We start from the raw sequence: 18,111 nt of genomic DNA, 5'->3' as shown, positions 1-18,111 counted from the left end.
CCGTGCCAGCCACCTCCCCCGCCCTCACCCCCGCCCGGATCACCGTCGTCGGCGACGCCCTGATCGACGAGCTCCGCGACGCCACCGGCTCCCGCGAATTCGTCGGTGGTGCCGCGTTGAACGTCGCGGTGGGACTCGCGGTCCTCGGACACCGCCCGACGCTCATCACGATGCTGGGCGACGACGAACCCGCCAGCCGGATCCGGACGTTCCTGAACGACCACGGCGTCCGGCTGGTCGAGTGCGGCTCCGCGCACGGCACCGCGCGCGCGATCTCCGACCGCACCGACGGCGAGCCCAGGTACGAGTTCAACCACGCGGCACGTCATCGCCGGTTCCGGTTCGACGATGCGGCACGCGCAGCGCTCGACGAGGCCGATGTCGTCGCCGTGAGCTGCTTCCCGTTCGACGACGACCACCAGGTCGCCGACCTCCTGGAGGCGATCCGCGATCCCGAGCAGCGGCTGGTCGTGGACGGCAATCCCCGCTCGGGCATGCTCCACGACCGTGCCCGCTTCCAGTCGAACTTCGAACGCATCGCCGCCCGCTCGCTGCTCGTGAAGGTCGGCGACGAGGACGCGGCGCTGCTGCTGGACGCGTCGCTCGGAGAGCTCGTCTCCCGGCTCCGCCCCGGCTCGGCAGCGCCGCCCGCTCACGAGACCGCCGTCCTCGCGACGGCGGGCCGCGACGGCGCCGCCGTGCACCACGGCCGGCTCGAGGTGCAGGCCGGGATCGTGGACCTGCCGGGACCCGTGATCGACACGATGGGCGCGGGCGACGCGACGCTCGCGGCCGTGATCGACGAAATCGTCCGAAACGGGATGCCCGGTACCGCGGACGCATGGTCGTCGGCCCTCGCAGGAGCGATGACCGTCGCCGCGGCGACCGTGCGCCACGAGGGCGCGCTGCTGCGCACGGCGACCGACCAGCCTCGGGTCGCCTGACGCGGAATGTTCATCCCGCGTGCGGGGTGGTTGATTTGTCCGCTGGACACTGCGTAGCATCGCCCGCGTTCTGACAACGATGTCACCCGTGAGGCGTGACCCGCGCAACGAAGGGCGAACCAGTCGATGACGACGGTATCAAGATGGAGAACGATCGCGATCGTCGCCGCCACGGCGACAGCCACCACGCTCGGGGGCGTTCCGCCCGCCGCGGCGGCGGATCCCGAGGTGCACCCGGCGGACGAGCCGTACCGGCCCGCCCTGCACTTCTCCCCGCAGGAGAACTGGATGAACGACCCGAACGGAATGGTGTACGACGACGGCACCTGGCACCTGTTCTTCCAGCACAACCCGTACGGCACCCGCTGGGGCAACATGAGCTGGGGCCACGCGACGAGCACCGACCTCGTGCACTGGGAGGAGCAGCCGATCGCCATCCCGCAGACCTTCGATGAGGACGGGACCGCCATCGAGGACATCTTCTCGGGGTCCGCCGTGATCGATGAGGGCAACACGAGCGGGTTCGGCACGGCCGAGGACCCGGCCATGGTCGCGATCTACACGAGCGCCTACACGCCTGCGCACCCGACGCACGCGGGCAAGCAGGCGCAGTCGCTTGCTTACAGCACCGACGGCGGCATGACGTGGACCAAGTACGAGGGCAATCCGGTGCTCGACCGCGACTCGGCGAACTTCCGCGACCCCAAGGTGTTCCGGTACGAGGACCCGGAGACGGGCGAGTCGTACTGGGTCATGGTCGCCGTCGAGGCGCTCGACTACAAGGTCGTGATCTACCGCAGCGACGACCTGAAGAACTGGACCCACCTCAGCGACTTCGGCCCCGCGAATGCGACAGGCGGCATCTGGGAGTGCCCCGACCTCTTCCCCCTGGCGGTCGACGGTGACCCGTCGAACGTGAAGTGGGTGATGGTCGTGAACCTCAATCCCGGCTCGGTGGCGGGCGGGTCCGGCGGCCAGTACTTCGTCGGCGACTTCGACGGCACGACGTTCACGTCCGAGAGCACCGTATCGGATGACGCGCTGCCGGCCGGCGAGCTCTTCGCCGGCTTCGACGACGGCACGTACGAGGGCTGGAGCGTCGCGAACGAGCCCGGCAACTGGGCGAACGGCCCGTGGACCGACGCGCCGGCGACGGGCACGCTGCCCGGCCAGAACCCGGTGACGGGATTCATCGGCGCCGGTCTCGTGAACGGCTTCGCCGATCACGACTGGCCGGTCGGCACGATGGAATCGCCGACGTTCACCGTCGACGAGCGCCGCATCAACCTGTTGGTCGGCGGCGGCAACCACCCGCACGTCGAGGGGACGCAGCTCGGCAACGAGCCGCCGGCGGGCCGCTTGCTGTTCGACGGCTTCGAGTTCGCCGACGGCACCACGCTCGCCGACACCGGCTGGGAGCTGACGGGCGACTTCGCGACCGACCCCGCGCGCAACCCGTCGACGGCCGGCGGCGACTACTACCTCGGCGCGAAGCGCCTCAACACGTGGGAGGGCGGCCCGAAGGGCGACGACAACCTCGGCGACCTGACGTCCCCGGCCTTCACGATCGAGCCGGGCGAGGATCACCTGTCGTTCCTCGTCGGCGGCGGCAAGCGCCTCAACGGCACTCTCGAGGTGCGCCTCCTCGTCGACGGCGAGGTCGTGCGCACGGCCACGGGCCCCGAGGCCGGTCAGCTGAATTGGCAGTCGTGGGACGTCTCGGAGTTCGCCGGGGACGAGGTGCGCTTCCAGGTGCACGACGACGCGACCGGCGGCTGGGGGCACCTCACGGTCGACCACCTCGTGCTCGGCGCGGAGCCCGCGACGCCCCGCTCGGACGAGACCTCCGTCAACCTCGTGGTCGATGGTGAGGTCGTGCGCAGCGCCACGGGCCGCAACAGCGAGAACCTCGACTGGGTCAGCTGGGATGTCGCCGAGTTCGCCGGGCAGGACGCCACGATCAGGATCATCGACAACAACCGGTTCGGCTGGGGTCACATCCTCGTCGACCAGGTCATGTTCTCGGACGTCGCCGCCGCACCCCGGCTCGAGGGATACGACTGGCTCGACTGGGGCCGCGACTACTATGCGACCGTGTCGTTCGCGAACGCGCCCGACGACCGCCGGGTGATGCTCGGGTGGATGAACAACTGGGACTACGCGAACGACATCCCCACCGGGACCTGGCGCAGCGCGATGACCCTCCCCCGCGATGTCGAGCTCGTGAGCACCGATCGCGGGCCGCGCCTCGCGCAGCGAGTGGTCCCGGAGTTCGCCGAACTCGAACGACCCGACGTGGCGTTCACGGATGGCGGGCGCGACATCGTCGAGGGCGCGGAGACGCTGCCCGTTTCGGGCGACGTGGTGCGCATCGACGTGGTCCTCGACCCGGGCGATGCCGACGCGGTGGGCCTCAGCGTGCTGGGCGACGACGAGTCGGCGACGCGGATCGGCTGGGACGCGGCATCCGCTCGCCTCTACGTCGATCGTCGCGATTCGGGGAACACGGCCTTCCATCCGGCGTTCGCGTCGTTCGACGACGCGCCGATGGAGCTCGAGGACGGCCGGCTCGCCCTCACGGTCTACGTCGATCGCGCCTCGGTCGAGGTGTTCGCCGACGACGGGCGCACGACCATCACCGACCAGGTGTTCCCGAACGCGGGCGCCGACGCCATCGGCCTGTGGGCCGAGGGGGGTGACGCGCGGCTCGACTCGCTCACGGTGACGCCGATGCACGGCGCGATGTACCGCGAGGCCGGTGCCGACGGCGCGACGGCCGCGCCGTCCGCGGCAGAGGTCACGGCGCTCACCGGCCCCCGCAAGACGCCCGACGCCGACGGGGATTACGAGATCAAGGTGAAGGTCGGCAAGGGCGAGCCGACCACGGTGGTCCGGCTCCTCGAGGACGACCGGGTGATCGACCGCGTGTACCGCACCGCCGATTCGGAGCGGACATTCGCGTTCCGGGTCACGGGCGCGGCGCCGGGCGAGCACCGCTACCGGGTCGACGTCGAGAACTCGGCCGGGGTCACACAGGGAACCGAGTTCCTCGTCACGGTCGCCGGGTGAGCCGCGCGGGTGGGGTGCGGCGATGCTGAGCGCCGCATCCCACCCGCGACCGGACGCATCGCCTCCGAGGGCGTCACCGCGTCGTTCACCATCGGCGCGGTCTCGGGCAACCGGCCGGAATGAGGCGTAGAACGGGACGCATGACGCCCACGGCCCGACCGAGCACCATCCTGTTCGACATCGACGGAACGCTCGTCGACTCCAACTTCCTGCACGTCGACGCATGGCAGCGCGCGTTCGCCTTGCAGGGCGTCCACGCCGACGCCTGGCGGATCCACCGCGCCATCGGACAGGACGCCTCCAGGCTCGTGACGGAACTCGCGGGCGAACGCGACGAGGCGTGGACGGCGGAGGCAAAGCAAGGGCACTCCCTCTTCTACCGCGAGCTCGCCCCGCGGCTGCGGGCCTTCGACGGCGCCACGGACCTGCTCCGCGCGGTCGCCGACCGTGGCATGCGCGCCGTGCTGGCCACCTCCGCCCCCGACGAGGAACTCGAACTGCTGCTGCGGGCGCTCGACGCCGGCGACGCCGTGCACGCCACGACGTCGGCCGACGACGTCGACCGCGCCAAGCCGGACCCCGACATCCTCGCCGTCGCGCTCGAGCGCGCGGGCACGGACGCCGCCGACGCCGCCTTCGTCGGCGACTCGACCTGGGACATGATCGCCGCCGCACGTGCCGGAGTCATCGCCTACGGCGTGCGATCGGGCGGCACCTCGGCCGGGGAACTGCGCGAGGCCGGGGCGCGCGAGGTGTTCGACGATCCGGCCGACCTGCTCGCCCGCCTCGACGAGCTCGTGCTCGGCTAGACCTCCGACCGCATCCACGCGTCCGACACCATCGTCCAGATCTGGGCCGACGGGCCCGCCGACCGCTGAGGAGCAGCGCATGTCCTTCCAGGCGTATCTCGACAACATCGAGGCCAAGACCGGCCTCACCCCGCGGCAGTTCATCGAGCTCGCGACCGAGCGGGGCTACGGCCCGGGCACGAAGGCGACGCCGATCATCGCCTGGCTCGCCGAGGACTACGGCCTCGGCCGCGGCCACGCCATGGCGCTCGTGCACGTCATCACCAAGGGGCCGCAGATCAGCGCGAACCACGTCGAGAGCGGCGGCGCCCACAGCGACCCCGCCGACACGCTGTGGCTCGACGGCGCGGCCACGAACCCGAACGGATGACGCGACTCCGGGTTTCCATACCGTTGCATTGATCCCCAGTTGTGGCCCAGACCTGTCCGGACGGTGGATCGGGCGTGGGGTTCCTGTTGCCGACGCCTCCATAGCGTTGCCATCACAGACGTTCACACGAACAGAACAGGAACCCCATCCCCATGGACGCCATCACCCCCCAGGCCCCCCGGGCCACGGAGAAGCCCCGCTCGCGCAAGCGCATCCTGGTCCCGCTCGCCGGCCTCCTGGTCGCCGCCGCGGTCACCGCCGGATCGGGTGCGGACTTCATCTCCAACTCGGTCAACTCGGCCAACGCGTTCAACGCGGGCACGCTGACACAGTCGAACTCGAAGGCCGGCAACGCGATCTTCAACGTGAGCAACCTCAAGCCGGGCGACGTCGTCAACGGCAAGGTCACCATCACCAACACCGGCTCGCTCGCCTCGAACATGAAGCTCACCGAGGACGCGGTCAACAACTTCGTCACCAAGTCGAACCTCACGCTCGTCATCACCCAGACCGGCTCGCAGACCCCCGTGTGGTCCGGCACCTTCGGCGCGCTCACCACCTCGGGCCCGATCGACCTCGGCACCTTCGCCGCCGGCGAGGCGCGCGAGTACACCTTCAGCGTCACGCTCGCCCAGGCCGCGACCAACGCCGAGCAGGGCAAGACCGCGACGGCCACGTACACCTGGAACGGCACGCAGACCGCCGCCACCACCTACGACCAGTGACGACCTGACGACCACGAGACAGGGACGGGAGCAGCAGCATGAGCGCCACGCGCACGGCGAAGACCATCGGCAACGCGATGATCACGGCGGTCGCCCTCATCGCCACCGCCATCGCAGCGCTCATGCTGCTCCCCGGCCTGCTCGGGCTGGACCGCTACGTGATCACGGGCGGCTCCATGTCGGGCACCTTCGAACGCGGCGCCCTCGTGTTCGAACGCCAGGTGCCGGTCGCCGACCTCCGCGTCGGCGACGTCATCACCTACCTTCCCCCCGCCGAGTCCGGCATCACCGAGCTCGTCACCCACCGGATCATCTCCATCGAGCCCGCCCCCGCCGGCACCGACTCCCCGATCTTCCAGACCCAGGGCGACGCCAACGAGAGCGCCGACCCGTGGACCTTCGCCCTCGAGGATGCGGTGCAGCCCCGGGTCGAGGGCTGGCTGCCCGAGGTCGGCTGGATCTTCATCGGCCTCGCCGAACCGCTCACCAGGGTCCTCGTGATCGGCATCCCCGCCGGCATCGTCGCCCTCCTCTGCCTCCGCGACGTGATCAGCGCGCTCCGCGGCTCCAAGACCACCGGGACGCCTGTTCCCCCCGACCCGAACGCGGGCGTCCCGGTTCTCACTCCCGCCCCCACCCCCTCCGGGCAGGTCGTCACGTGACCACCGCGCCCACTTCCCCCCGGCGACGCCGCCCACTCCGGTGGGCGGCGGTCGCCGCGCTCACCGCCCTGTCGCTCCTGCACCTGGCGATCGGCCCGATCGGCGAGATCACGGTCGACCCCTACCTCCTGCTGTCGGTGCTGCTCGGCCTGATCGGGCTCGGCGCTGCCGCCAGGTTCGGCACGGCGGGCTGCATCGAGTCCCGCGTCGGCATGGCGATCGTCGCCGGCGCCTCGCTGCTCGGGGCGGGACTCGCGCACCTCATCGGTCTGCCCGGCGGTGCACCCCAGCCCTGGTCCGCCCGCGACATCGCGATCGTGGTTCTCGCCACGGGCCTCCTCGTCGCCCTCCGCGTCGGGCTCAGCAGCGAATGCGAGCCGGCGCCCACCCGCGCCGGCGTGGGCGAACGGGAGCGTTTGTTGCGCCGGTGAGGTGCTCTCGTGGGGTGGCTGTAACCCACTGCCGCGTAGCGTCGGAACCGACCCCCGCCCCTGAAGGGACCACCCCATGATCCACGCTGCCGCCCGCATCGCGATCGGCGCCGCACTCGCGGTGCTGCTCGTCGCCGGCGTCGGCGCGAACGGACCGGGATTCTCCTCGGCGGCGTTCACCTCCCAGACCTCGAACGGATCGAGCGCCGTCGGCGCCGCCGTCGACTGGACGCCGCCCACCGTCTCGATCCAGAACCCGGGCACCGGCCTGAAGGACACCGTGTCCATCACGGCCGCCGCGTCCGATGCCGAGACCGGCATCCGCGACGTCGTCGTCCAGGTGCAGGCCGCGGGCGCGACCACCTGGACCACGCTGTGCACCGCGACCGCGTCGCCGTACCGCTGCAGCTGGGACACGCGGACCGTCCCGGACGGCAGCTACGACCTTCGCGCGATCGCGACCGACAACGCCGGGTACGCCACCACCTCCGCCCTCGTCCGCACCACCGTGGCCAACGCGTTCGCGGTGCTCCTCGCCGACCCGGGCGACGTGGTCCGCGGCACGGTGCCGCTCGCGACGACCCTCCAGAACGCCGGGACCGGTACCTACTCGGTCCGTGTCGAGTACGCCGCCGCCGGCTCCGGCACCTGGCGGACGCTGTGCAGCAACCTCACGGCGCCGTACACCTGCAACTGGAACACCGCGTCGTTCGCCAACGACTACTTCGACCTCCGATCGGTCGCCACGCTCAACGGCATCACGATGACCTCGGCCGTCGTCGCCGACGTGCTGGTGGACAACGTCGCGCCGAGCGTGACCATGACCGACCCCGGCACGCCGCTGAGCGGCACGGTCACGCTCGCGGCATCCGCCTCGGACGCCCACTCGGGCGTGAACCGGGTCGTGATCCAGTACACGCCCACCGGCACCACCGCCTGGAAGGACGCGTGCACCGTCACCGCGCCGCCGTACTCGTGCCGCTTCGACACCACGACGGTCGCCGACGGCGTCTACGCCTTCCGGGCGGTGGCGACGGATGACGCCGGCAACTCGGCCACCTCGACCACGGTGTCGAGCCGCACGGTCGACAACAGCGTCATCTCCATCTCGATGGAGGACCCGGGCGCCTTCCTCAGCGGCACCGTCACGCTGTCGGCCGCCGCGAACTCCAGCGCCGGCGTCAAGTCCATCGTCATCCAGCGGGCCCAGAGCGGCACCGGCACGTGGACCGCCGTCTGCACCATCACGACCGCGCCGTACAGCTGCGCGTGGGACACCCGGACGGTCGCCGACGGGCTCGTCGACTTCCGCGCGATCCTCACCGACAACGCCAACAAGCAGGTCACCTCCAACACGGTGAGCGGCCGGCGCGTCGACAACACCCCCGTGCGCGGCTTCGACGTGCAGACCGCCAACGGCGGCGCCGCCCCGGGCAAGGTCGACACCGGTGACACCATGACGTTCACCTACAGCGAGCAGATGAACCCGGCGAGCATCGTGGCCGGATGGAACGGATCGGCGCTGCCGGTCACCCTCCGCCTCCGCGACGGCAACCTGCTCGGACTCGGCAACGCCGGGGACACCGTCGACATCCTCCGCTCGGGCGCCGCCGTCAACCTCGGATCCGTGAACCTCAAGCAGGACTACATCAAGACGAGCAAGACGTCGAACTTCAACGCGACCCTCACCGCGAGCACCGCCACCGTGAACGGCATGCCCGTGACGGTCGTCCAGGTCACCGTAGGGTCGCTGCTGAACGGCGGCGCGCTGCGAACGGTGAACACCGCCTCCGCGATGGTGTGGAGCCCCGCGGCCGCGGCCACGGACATGGCCGGCAACCCCTGCTCGACCGCTCCGGTGACGGAGTCCGGCGCACTGGACCGGGAGTTCTGAGCGTGGGCGAGCCGGGGCGACGAGATGCCGACACTCGGGGTCGGGCGCCCCGGGAAGACGAGGGCGACGTCGATAGCATCGACGTCGTGGGGCGGCAGATCCTTGTGGTGGAAGACGATGACGGCATCGCGCTGCCGTTGGTTCGAACCCTCTCGCGGGAGGGCTACGAGGTGCTGCGCGTCGCCGAGGGGCGCGCCGCGATCGAACAGGCGACCGCGGGCGAGGTCGAACTCGTGGTGCTCGACCTGGGGCTCCCCGACATGGACGGCCTGGACGTGTGCCGCCGGCTCCGCGACCTCGGCTACGACGGCGGCATCGTGATCCTCACCGCCCGCGACGGCGAACTCGACCGGGTCGTCGGCCTCGATGTCGGCGCCGACGACTACATCGCCAAGCCCTTCGCGCTCGCCGAGCTCCTCGCCCGCCTGCGGGCCCTGCTCCGCCGCAGCAGCTCCCGGCCGATCTCCGCCGAGCCCGGCGCGAACGCCCCGGCCGCGGCATCCGCCACGCCCCTGACCGTCGACCCCGCCTCGCGTCGCGCCCACGCCGGCGACCGGGAGGTGCAGCTCAGCACCAAGGAGTTCGACCTGCTCGCCCAGCTCGACCGCCACCGCGGTGCGGTCGTCACGCGCGAGCAGCTCATGGACGAGGTGTGGGACGAGAACTGGTTCGGCTCGACCAAGACGCTCGACGTGACCATGGCGCGACTGCGGCAGAAGCTCGACGACGCCGGCGCCGACGTGCGCATCACGACGATCCGAGGCGTCGGATTCCGCCTCGACGAGGGGCGCGCGGATGCGTGAACGGCTCGTCATCGCGTTCGTCGCGCTGGCGGTCGGGATCATCGCGCTGTACGGCATCCCGCGCGCGTACATGGTCGCCGACCTCGTGCAGTCGAGCGAAGAACGACGGGTCGTCCGCCTCGCCGACTTCCTCGCCGTGCTCATGACCGAGCGCGAGGCCGGCAACGAGGTCACCGAGGAGTTCCTGGAGCCGCTCGTCATCGAGGGCGAGCGCATCACGTTCACCGCCGCCGACGGCCGCGTCGTGACCGCGGGCGTCGACCCGGAACCCGACGACATCACCGCGATCGCGGAACTCGCCGACGGGGGCACGGTCGAGTTCAGCCGCTCGAGCGAAGTCATCGGCGAGCGTGTGCAGGAGGCGCTCATGCCGGTCGTCGTCATCGGCATCGGCCTGCTGCTCGCCTCGGCCATCGTCGGCGTGCTGCTCGCCGGCCGCCTCTCCGACCCGTTCGTGCGCCTCGCCGGCACGGCGCGCGAGCTCGGCCGCGGCCGCCTCTCCGCGCCCGGCGACGACCTCCGGATCCCCGAGGCGCGCGCCATCGACCAGGCCCTCCGCACGAGCGCGGCGACGCTCGAGGACCGGATCCGTCGGGAGCACGAGTTCGCGGCGAACGCCTCGCACCAGCTCCGCACGCCCATCACCGCCATGCGCCTCGAACTCGAAGACCTGTCGCTGTGGAAGGAGACCACGCCCGAGCAGCGCGACCAGCTCGAGCACGCCATCCAGGAGATCGACCGGCTCTCCGACGCCATCGGGCACCTGCTCGACCTCGCCCGCGGCGGGACGCCCGGCGCCGACGAGTGGTCGCCGGTCGACGAGCTCCTGGAGGACGCCGCGGACCGCTGGAGTGCGCACGCCGACGCACGCGACCGCACTATCGAGGTCGTGACGACGAGGGAACTCGCCGATGCTGCCGCTCCCGCACCGGCGGGGCAGATCCTCGACGTGCTGATCCACAACGCGCTCCAGCACGGACGCGGCGACGTGACCGTGTCGGCCTCGACCGCGAGCGCCTACGTCACCGTCCGCGTCGCCGACGAGGGCGAACGTCCGAGCGGCAACACCGTCTTCCAGCGCACGCCCGGGCGGAGCGCCAACGGCGGCGAGGGCATCGGCCTCGCCCTCGCGGCCGAACTGGCCGAGGCACTCGGCGGGCACCTGCTGCTCGACTCCGCGCCCACGACCACCTTCTCGCTGATCCTGCCGCGCGAGCAGGAGCTCACGACCGGCTGAGTCCGGCCGGCAGCGCCGTCTCGCCCACCGCGGTGATCGCGGTGAGCGTCGCCCGGCCGGCCGCGAGCAGCGACGCGTCGCTCCGCTCGTCGTGCTCGCCTTCGAGGTCGGCCACCGTCAGGCGCACGCCGCCCTCGCCGGCTTCGGCGGCGGTGGTCTGCACGATGCCGAACGGGGCGAGGGTGGCCGGTTCCGGGCGCAGGTCGGCGGCATCCGCTCGGTTGGGCACGTTGAGGTTCAGCACCGTTCCGGGCGCCGCGGTGAGCAGTGGGCGCAGGATGCCGCGGGCGAGCGCCGCCGCGGCTGCCCACTCGTGCGCGACCGGGTGCATGCCCACGTCGAGCGAGACCGCGAGTCCGCGACCCCCGCTCGATCCGCCCGTGAGCGCGGCGCCGACGGTGCCCGAGTGGAGCACCGCATGCCCGATGTTCGCGCCGCGGTTGATCCCGGAGAGCACCGCATCGGGGACGTCGCCGAACGCGCCGTGCGCGGCGATGAGCGCGATCAGGGCCGGCGCCGCGCGGACCGCGTAGCACGGCACGTCGAGCCCCGCGATCTCGCGGTGGGACATGTGCACGTGCCCGTCATGGTCGGCGCCGATGATCGAGGCGCTCGACCCGCTCGCCTCGGAGGCGGGCGCCGCCACGATCACCTCGAGCCCCTCGTCGATCGCCACCGCCGCGAGCGCGTGCAGCCCGGGCGAGTCGATGCCGTCGTCGTTGGTGATCAGCACGGTGCTCATCGGTCGTCCACCTCCGCACGCGCCGCGAGCTGGTCGGGTGTGACCACCTGCGCGTCGTCGTCGCCGACCTCCTCGATCGTGACGCGCGCCCGGAGGCGGTGGATGGCCTCGGGGTCGCCCGTGCCGAGGCCGTGCCTCGTGACGTTGAGCGCCCCGGCCGCCGCGCCCAAGGCGATCGCCTCGAGCAGGGGTCGGTCCTCGGCGAGCGCGCTCACGACCGCGGCGAGGAGCGAGTCGCCGGCGCCGTTCGGGTCGACCTCCTGCATGCGCGGCACGTGCACCAGGCGGGCGTGCTCGCCGTCGATGAGCACGAGCGGTTCGCCGGCGCGCGTGATGACGACGCTGCGGGCTCCGGCGTCGCGGAGGCGGCGGCCCGCCGCGACGACCTCGTCGACCGAGTCGCCGCGGATCTCCAGGGCCTCGCGCAGTTCGGCGTCGCTCACCTTGGCGAGGGTGACCCCGCCGGCGAGCGCGGCCTCGAGGCGGGCGCCGGCGAGATCGACGACGACCGGCACGCCCTCGGCACGTAGGTCGGCGGCGAGCCTCCGGTACACGTCGTCGGGCAGGATGCCCTCGTCGGCCGGGCCGCTGAGGATCACGATGCGGGCGGCCATGGCCTCGCGGAGCACCGCGGCGTACAGCTCGTCGAGGTCGTGCCGCGAGAGCGGGTCGCCGGCGAGTTCGGCGACGACGGTCCGCCGGCCGGTGCGCCGGTCGTGCACGTACGCCGGTCCACGGCCGGTGCGCACGACGGGGTGCACCTCGATGCCCTCGTCGCCGAGCAGGTGCTGCACGACGCGACCGGACTCGCCGGTGAACGATCCGACGATGGTCACGGTGCGGCCGAGGGTGCGCAGCATCCGCGCCTGCCAGACGCCCTGCCCGCCCGAGTGCACGTGCAGGTCGCCGCCGGGATGGTCGCCCTCGAGCGTCACGGTCAGCAGCGGCGCGGGAGCGAAGATCAGCACGTCGGTCATGGTCCTCACCTCGTCGGGTCGGTTCCGTCGGCCTCGCGCGCCACGATAGGGGCGGCGAACGGATGCCACGAGGGCCTTGCATCGCGCGGTCGTCGCCGTTCCACGGCCTCCCCCGTGAGGATGACATCGTCCGCCGACCGGCCGGGGGCGGGCCGGAGCCGAGCAGAATCGTCGGGTGACCTCGACCAGCACCGCCCCTCCGCCCTCGCGACTCGCCGACGACCGGTTCTTCGTGCCCATCCGTCCGGCCGCGCTGCGGGTCGCGGCCGTCACCGCCGTCGCGTTCGTGCTCGGCGGGGCGACGTCGTTCGGGCAGGCCTTCCTGCCCGCGGAGCTCGCGTCGCTCGCCAATTCGGCGTCGGGCTGGACGATGCCGACCGCGGTCCTGGTGTTCCTCAGCGCCCGCCGCCGACCCGAGGCCGCCCTCACGGGTGCGCTCGCCTTCGTGGCGTTGACGGTGGGCTATGCGGTCGTCTCCGGATGGCGCGGCTTCCCGTTCGATCCCGTGGTCTGGGGGGTCATCGGCATCGTGACGGGACCGGTCGTCGGCGTCGCCGCGCACGCCCTGCGCCGGCGCCCGATGGAGGCCGCCGTCGGCGCGGGGGTGCTCGCCGGGATCCTGATCGGCGAGGGCGCCTACGGTCTGGTCGTCGTCGCCGAGACCACGAGCCCCGTGTACTGGTGGGCGGTGATCGTCCTGGGCGCCGTGCTCGTGGTCGCCATGGCGGTGCGCCTGCGCTCGGCCGTGCCCGTCGCGCTGATGGGCTTCACCACGGCGGTCGTGGCCGGGGGGTTCATCCTGGCCTTCCTCGCGCTGCCGCTGGTGTTCGCCGCGCTCTGAACCGGCCGTCCGCTGTGTCGTCGGCGATGTCGGATGCCGCTGGCATGCTCGGGGCATGGCGATCGAGGTACGCGCGGCATCCGTCTTCGACGACGTCGCCGCGGTGCTCGGGCCGAAGCGGCCCGATGCGAACGTGTGCTGGTGCCTGAGCTACCGGCTCACCTCCTCGAAGGAGAACCTGGCGCTGCGCGGCTGGGCGCGCGGCGAGCGCGTGCGCGAGCTCGTCGCCCAGGACCCGCCGCCCGGGGTGATCGCGTACGACGGCGACGAGCCGGTCGGCTGGGCGGCCGTGCACCCGCGGGCCGACACGAGCTTCGCCACGAACCGGAAGATCCCGCACGTCGACGACCTCGACGTGTGGTCGGTGTGGTGCATCCGGGTGCGGCCGGGCCACCGCGGTCAGGGACTCTCCCATCGGCTGCTCGCCGGCGCCGTCGCGTTCGCGCGCGAGCATGGTGCGGCAGCCGTCGAGGGGTACCCGGTCGACAACGGCGGGGCGAAGGTCGACCTGACCATGGCGTACGTGGGCACGCGCGCGCTGTACGAGGCCGCGGGCTTCACGAAGGCGTCCGACACGGAGTCGGTGATCAACGGGTTCCCGCGCGTGCTGATGCGGCTCGACCTGCGGTAGCCGCCGTTCGTCGCGCCAGGGCGACCGTTCATCGCAGGGGGTTTCGGTGAACGACCTGCGTGCGCTATGGTCTGCTTTACATACCGAACGATCGGTCAGCAAAACGACCGGCGTCCGGCCTGCATCCGCAACGGCGCACCCACCCCCCGCGCCGCGGACAACCCGACCCACCCGAACCTGCACAGAACAACGGAGTTCGCATGACGACGACGTCACAGATCCACGAGGAAGCCGAGCGCACCGGCCGCATGCCGAAGGAGGAGCGCAAGGTCCTCGCCGGCACCCTGGTCGGCACCTCCATCGAGTGGTACGACTTCTTCATCTACGCCCAGGCCGCCGGCCTCGTGCTCGCCCCGCTCTTCCTCGCGCCCGTCGCCGAGTCGAACCCGGCGCTCGCGCAGATCCTCGCCTTCGCGACCATCGGCATCTCGTTCCTCTTCCGCCCGCTCGGCGCGGTCGTCGCCGGCTACCTCGGCGACAAGCTCGGACGCAAGAAGATGCTGGTCTTCACGCTCATCATGATGGGCGTCTCGACCTCGCTCATCGGCTTCCTGCCGACGTACGCCGCCATCGGCATCGCCGCGCCCATCCTGCTGATCACCCTGCGCATCCTGCAGGGCTTCTCGGCGGGCGGCGAGTGGGGCGGCGCGGCCCTCATGGCCGTCGAGCACGCACCCAACCAGAAGCGCGGCTTCTTCGGGGCGTTCCCGCAGATCGGCGTCCCGGTCGGCATGATCCTCGCCACGTTCACGCTCTGGGTGATCACCTCCACCATGTCCCAGGAGGCGTTCGTCGAGTGGGGCTGGCGCATCCCGTTCCTGCTGTCGATCGTCCTGATCGTCGTCGGCTACCTCATCCGCCGTGCCGTCGAGGAGAGCCCGGTCTTCCAGGACCTGCAGCGCCGCAAGCAGGAGTCGTCGGCGCCGCTCGGCCAGCTCTTCCGCCACAACACGAAGAACGTCGTCCTCACCGCGCTCGTCTTCATCGCCAACAACGCGGCCGGGTACCTGCTCATCGCGTTCTTCGCCACCTACGCCGTGACCGCGCTCGGCATGGACCGCCCGACGGTCCTCCTCGCGACGGTGCTCGCCTCGTTCGGCTGGCTCGGCTTCACGATGTTCGGCGGCCGCCTCTCCGACCGCCTCGGCCGGATCCGCACGTTCCAGATCGGCTACGCCTTCCTCGCGCTGTGGGCGGTGCCGATGTGGTTCCTCATCGACACCGGCAACATCGTCTGGTACTTCGTGGCGCTGTTCGTGATGACGTTCGGCCTCGGCCTCTCGTACGGCCCGCAGGCGGCGCTCTACGCCGAGCTGTTCCCGGCGAACGTGCGCTACTCCGGCGTCTCGATCGGCTACGCGCTCGGCGCGATCCTCGGTGGCGCGTTCGCCCCGATGATCGCGGAGGCGCTGCTCACCGCGACCGGCAACTCCTGGACCATCGGCGTCTACATCGCCATCGCCTCGGTCATCTCGCTGGTCGCCGTCTCGCTCATCAAGGAGACGAAGGGCACCGACCTGCACGTGTAGGGGGCGCGTGCAGCGCGCGGTGGGGTCCGCGCGAACGACGGGGGCGGGTGTCGCAGGACATCCGCCCCCGTTCCCTGTGCCGTCAGCCCGGTCCCCGGAGCACGCGGCTCATGGCGAAGTTCTCGAAGACGACGCCGTTGCGCACCGGGTGGCGCACCGCGTCGACAATGAATCCGTGGGCCTCGAAGAAGGGCCTCGCCGTGATGCTGGCGTGCGTCCGCACGACCTCGGGGCCCGCGCGGCTCGCCTCCTCGAGCGCCCAGGCGAGCAGGGCGCGACCCACGCCCCGGCCGCCGACGGACGGATCGACGTACATCATGTCGAGGTAGCCGGTGGCGTCGACATCGGTGAACCCGACCACCCGGCCGTCCACCTCGGCGACCACCGTGTTCCGTTCCGCGCGCCGCGCAGCCCATGCTGCGGGGTCGAGGTCGTCCGGCGCCCACGCCGCGACCTGCTCCGGCCCGTAGTCGGCCGCCGCGGTCAGGCGAACGGCGCGCCGGAACACCTCGAGCGTCGGCGCCGCATCGGCCGGCCCGTACGGGCGGAGGCGGACCGTCATCCGATCGACCGCGGCGTCTCGACCGACCGCTCGAGGGCGCGGATGAGCGAGCGCGAGTCCCACGGACCGGTGTGGCGGACGCCGCCGACGAAGAACGTCGGCGTGGAGTGCAGGTCCATCACCTCGGCGTCGAGCTGGTCGTCCTCCACGCGCCGCACCACCTTCGGCGAGTGCAGGTCGTCGAGGAAGCGCTCGACGTCGAGGCCGATCTCGGCGGCGTACCGGCACAGGTCGTCGGTCTCGAGCGCGTCCTGGTTCGCGAACATCAGGCGGGCCAGCTCGAGGTGGCGACCCTGCAGCGCCGCGGCCTCGTACGCCTGGGCCGCATCCTTCGCGTGCGCGTGCACGCCCTCGAGCGGCAGGTGGCGCCACACCCAGCAGACGTCGTCGCCGAAGTGCTCGAGGACCGCGTCGATCGACCCCGTCGCACGGCTGCAGAACGGGCATTCGAAGTCGCCGTACTCGACGATCTGGTACGGCGCGTCGGTTCGCCCGCGGTAGTGGTCGCGGGTCGGGTCGAACGGGCGCACGAGCACCTTGCCGACCGGCTGCGGCGGCCAGAGCCGGTCGCCGACGGTGAACACGGCCCATCCGAGGAGGAAGGCGATGACGGATGCCGCGAGCACGCCGACGCGTCCGAGGTCGCGGAGTTCGGGGTCGGTGAAGGCGAGCGACACGATGAACAGCGAGATCGTGAACCCGATGCCCGACAGCGCGGCCCCGCCGGCGATGCGCGGCATCCGCAGACCGGGTGCCAGCCGGCCGAGTCCCGTGGCGGTGACGACGGCGACCGCGCCGGTGATGCCGACGAACTTGCCGACGACGAGCCCGGCGACGATGCCCCAGACGAGCGGCGACACGACGGCGGCGCCGATGGTCTCGGCATTCAGGTGCACGCCCGCGTTCGCGAGCGCGAAGATCGGCAGGACGAGGAACGAGATGTACGGCCCCCACGCCCCCTGCAGCCGGTCGTTGATCGAGATCGACTCGCGCAGGCTCCGGTTGACGGCGGCGGCGTAGGCGGCGTTCGGCGACTCGCGGAACGCCTGGGTGAGCTCGGCGGTGCGCTCCACGTCGGACCGCGCCGGCGGGAACACGGGGATGAGCAGGGCGACGGCGACCCCGGCGAGGGTCGGGTGGATGCCGGCGGCGAGCACCGCGAACCAGAGCGCGATGCCGAGCACGGCGTAGGCGATGCCGCGGCCCGCGCGGAGGAACCGGACGAGCGCGATCGCGACCATGAGCACCACCGCGATGGCGAGCGGCGCGGGATCGAACCCGGTGTTGTAGAACACGGCGATGACCAGCAGCGCGCCGATGTCGTCGACGACCGCGAGGGTGAGCAGGAACGCCCGCAGCCGCGCCGGGAACTTGGGGCCGATGATCGCGAGCGCCCCGAGCAGGAACGCGGTGTCCATCGAGATGACGATCCCCCACGCGTGCGCCTGCCCGGTCGGCCAGGCGATCGCGAGGAAGATCAGCGCGGGGACGATGAGTCCGGCGATCGCGCCCACCACGGGGACGATCGCGCGCGACCGGTCGGTGAGCTCGCCGAGGGTGAACTCGCGCTTGACCTCGAGGCCGACGACGAAGAAGAACAGCGTCATGAGCGCGTCGTTCACGAAGTGGTGCAGGTCGGTGCGCAGGACCACCTCCCCGACGCCGAGCTCGATCGGCAGGCCCCAGAACGCCTCGTACGTCTCACCCCAGGGCGAGTTGGCCCACGCGATCGCGAGCACGGTGGCCAGCAGCAGCAGTGCCGCGGCGGCGCGGTCGCCGGTGCCGAGGTGCAGCCGGGGGCGCCGACGACCGCCCTCGGTCGTGGCTGCCGGAGCGGGGGCGGGGGCGCTCATGCGCCCATGCTAGGGGCGGATGCCGCGGCGGG

Annotated in this window: 17 protein-coding genes; 13 read left to right on the top strand and 4 right to left on the bottom strand. The window is 71.8% G+C overall.

Annotation, left to right across the window (positions count from 1 at the left end):
* Positions 1–2 precede the first annotated feature (2 nt).
* The 10 genes from RH861_RS04550 to RH861_RS04505 all read left to right on the top strand — a co-directional run bounded on the left by RH861_RS04550 (position 3) and on the right by RH861_RS04505 (position 10,944).
* Complete coding sequence (locus RH861_RS04550; RefSeq protein WP_310519953.1) at positions 3–944, top strand: PfkB family carbohydrate kinase; 942 nt, start codon at positions 3–5, stop codon at positions 942–944.
* Between the two features lie 126 nt (positions 945–1,070).
* Entirely contained in the window at positions 1,071–4,013 is a 2,943-nt protein-coding gene (locus RH861_RS04545; RefSeq protein WP_310519952.1) for a GH32 C-terminal domain-containing protein, read from the top strand.
* A 140-nt stretch (positions 4,014–4,153) separates the two neighbouring features.
* Complete coding sequence (locus RH861_RS04540; protein ID WP_310519951.1) at positions 4,154–4,822, top strand: HAD family hydrolase; 669 nt, start codon at positions 4,154–4,156, stop codon at positions 4,820–4,822.
* A gap of 79 nt (positions 4,823–4,901) precedes the next feature.
* Positions 4,902–5,192 carry a DUF4287 domain-containing protein gene (locus tag RH861_RS04535; RefSeq protein ID WP_310519950.1) on the top strand — a complete coding sequence of 97 codons (291 nt, stop codon included), beginning with the start codon at positions 4,902–4,904 and terminating at the stop codon, positions 5,190–5,192.
* A gap of 152 nt (positions 5,193–5,344) precedes the next feature.
* A complete protein-coding gene (locus RH861_RS04530; protein WP_310519949.1) occupies positions 5,345–5,917 on the top strand; it encodes a TasA family protein in 573 nt (190 codons plus the stop codon).
* 38 nt (positions 5,918–5,955) lie between these two features.
* Positions 5,956–6,579 (top strand): signal peptidase I, encoded by a 624-nt coding sequence (locus tag RH861_RS04525; RefSeq protein WP_310519948.1) that lies wholly within the window; start codon positions 5,956–5,958, stop codon positions 6,577–6,579.
* On the top strand, positions 6,576–7,010 hold the full coding sequence (locus RH861_RS04520; protein WP_310519947.1) for a hypothetical protein: 435 nt from the start codon (positions 6,576–6,578) through the stop codon (positions 7,008–7,010). Before RH861_RS04525 ends, RH861_RS04520 begins: the two co-directional genes overlap by 4 nt.
* Before the next feature lie 76 nt (positions 7,011–7,086).
* Positions 7,087–8,904 (top strand): Ig-like domain-containing protein, encoded by a 1,818-nt coding sequence (locus tag RH861_RS04515; protein ID WP_310519946.1) that lies wholly within the window; start codon positions 7,087–7,089, stop codon positions 8,902–8,904.
* An 86-nt stretch (positions 8,905–8,990) separates the two neighbouring features.
* A complete protein-coding gene (locus RH861_RS04510) occupies positions 8,991–9,707 on the top strand; it encodes a response regulator transcription factor (protein ID WP_310519945.1) in 717 nt (238 codons plus the stop codon).
* A complete protein-coding gene (locus tag RH861_RS04505) occupies positions 9,700–10,944 on the top strand; it encodes a histidine kinase dimerization/phospho-acceptor domain-containing protein (protein WP_310519944.1) in 1,245 nt (414 codons plus the stop codon). The genes RH861_RS04510 and RH861_RS04505 overlap by 8 nt, the downstream gene beginning before the upstream one ends.
* Here RH861_RS04505 and RH861_RS04500 read toward each other — a convergent pair.
* Both RH861_RS04500 and RH861_RS04495 read right to left on the bottom strand, forming a co-directional pair.
* Positions 10,931–11,686 carry a 5'/3'-nucleotidase SurE gene (locus tag RH861_RS04500; RefSeq protein WP_310519943.1) on the bottom strand — a complete coding sequence of 252 codons (756 nt, stop codon included), beginning with the start codon at positions 11,684–11,686 and terminating at the stop codon, positions 10,931–10,933. The two genes, RH861_RS04505 and RH861_RS04500, sit on opposite strands and share 14 nt — an antisense overlap.
* Positions 11,683–12,663, bottom strand: coding sequence for a 1-phosphofructokinase family hexose kinase (locus RH861_RS04495; RefSeq protein ID WP_310519942.1), 981 nt, complete (start codon positions 12,661–12,663; stop codon positions 11,683–11,685). Before RH861_RS04495 ends, RH861_RS04500 begins: the two co-directional genes overlap by 4 nt.
* Before the next feature lie 175 nt (positions 12,664–12,838).
* Here RH861_RS04495 and RH861_RS04490 point away from each other — a divergent pair, with 175 nt between their 5' ends.
* From RH861_RS04490 to RH861_RS04480, 3 genes are all read left to right on the top strand, one after another.
* Entirely contained in the window at positions 12,839–13,504 is a 666-nt protein-coding gene (locus tag RH861_RS04490; RefSeq protein WP_310519941.1) for a DUF6518 family protein, read from the top strand.
* Between the two features lie 55 nt (positions 13,505–13,559).
* The gene (locus tag RH861_RS04485; RefSeq protein ID WP_310519940.1) at positions 13,560–14,135 is read left to right on the top strand and encodes a GNAT family N-acetyltransferase; all 576 of its coding nucleotides are present in this window, start codon (positions 13,560–13,562) and stop codon (positions 14,133–14,135) included.
* 200 nt (positions 14,136–14,335) lie between these two features.
* Positions 14,336–15,664, top strand: coding sequence for an MFS transporter (locus tag RH861_RS04480; RefSeq protein WP_310519939.1), 1,329 nt, complete (start codon positions 14,336–14,338; stop codon positions 15,662–15,664).
* Positions 15,665–15,746: 82 nt separating this feature from the next.
* Here the strand turns inward: RH861_RS04480 and RH861_RS04475 are convergent, their stop codons facing one another.
* On the bottom strand, positions 15,747–16,226 hold the full coding sequence (locus tag RH861_RS04475; RefSeq protein ID WP_310519938.1) for a GNAT family N-acetyltransferase: 480 nt from the start codon (positions 16,224–16,226) through the stop codon (positions 15,747–15,749).
* Entirely contained in the window at positions 16,223–18,079 is a 1,857-nt protein-coding gene (gene nhaA, locus RH861_RS04470; RefSeq protein ID WP_310519937.1) for a Na+/H+ antiporter NhaA, read from the bottom strand. The genes RH861_RS04475 and nhaA overlap by 4 nt, the downstream gene beginning before the upstream one ends.
* Positions 18,080–18,111 lie beyond the last annotated feature (32 nt).

Source organism: Agromyces indicus (genome assembly GCF_031432295.1).
Classification (GTDB): Bacteria; Actinomycetota; Actinomycetes; order Actinomycetales; family Microbacteriaceae; genus Agromyces; species Agromyces indicus.
This window is presented reverse-complemented; position numbering and strand designations above follow the sequence as displayed.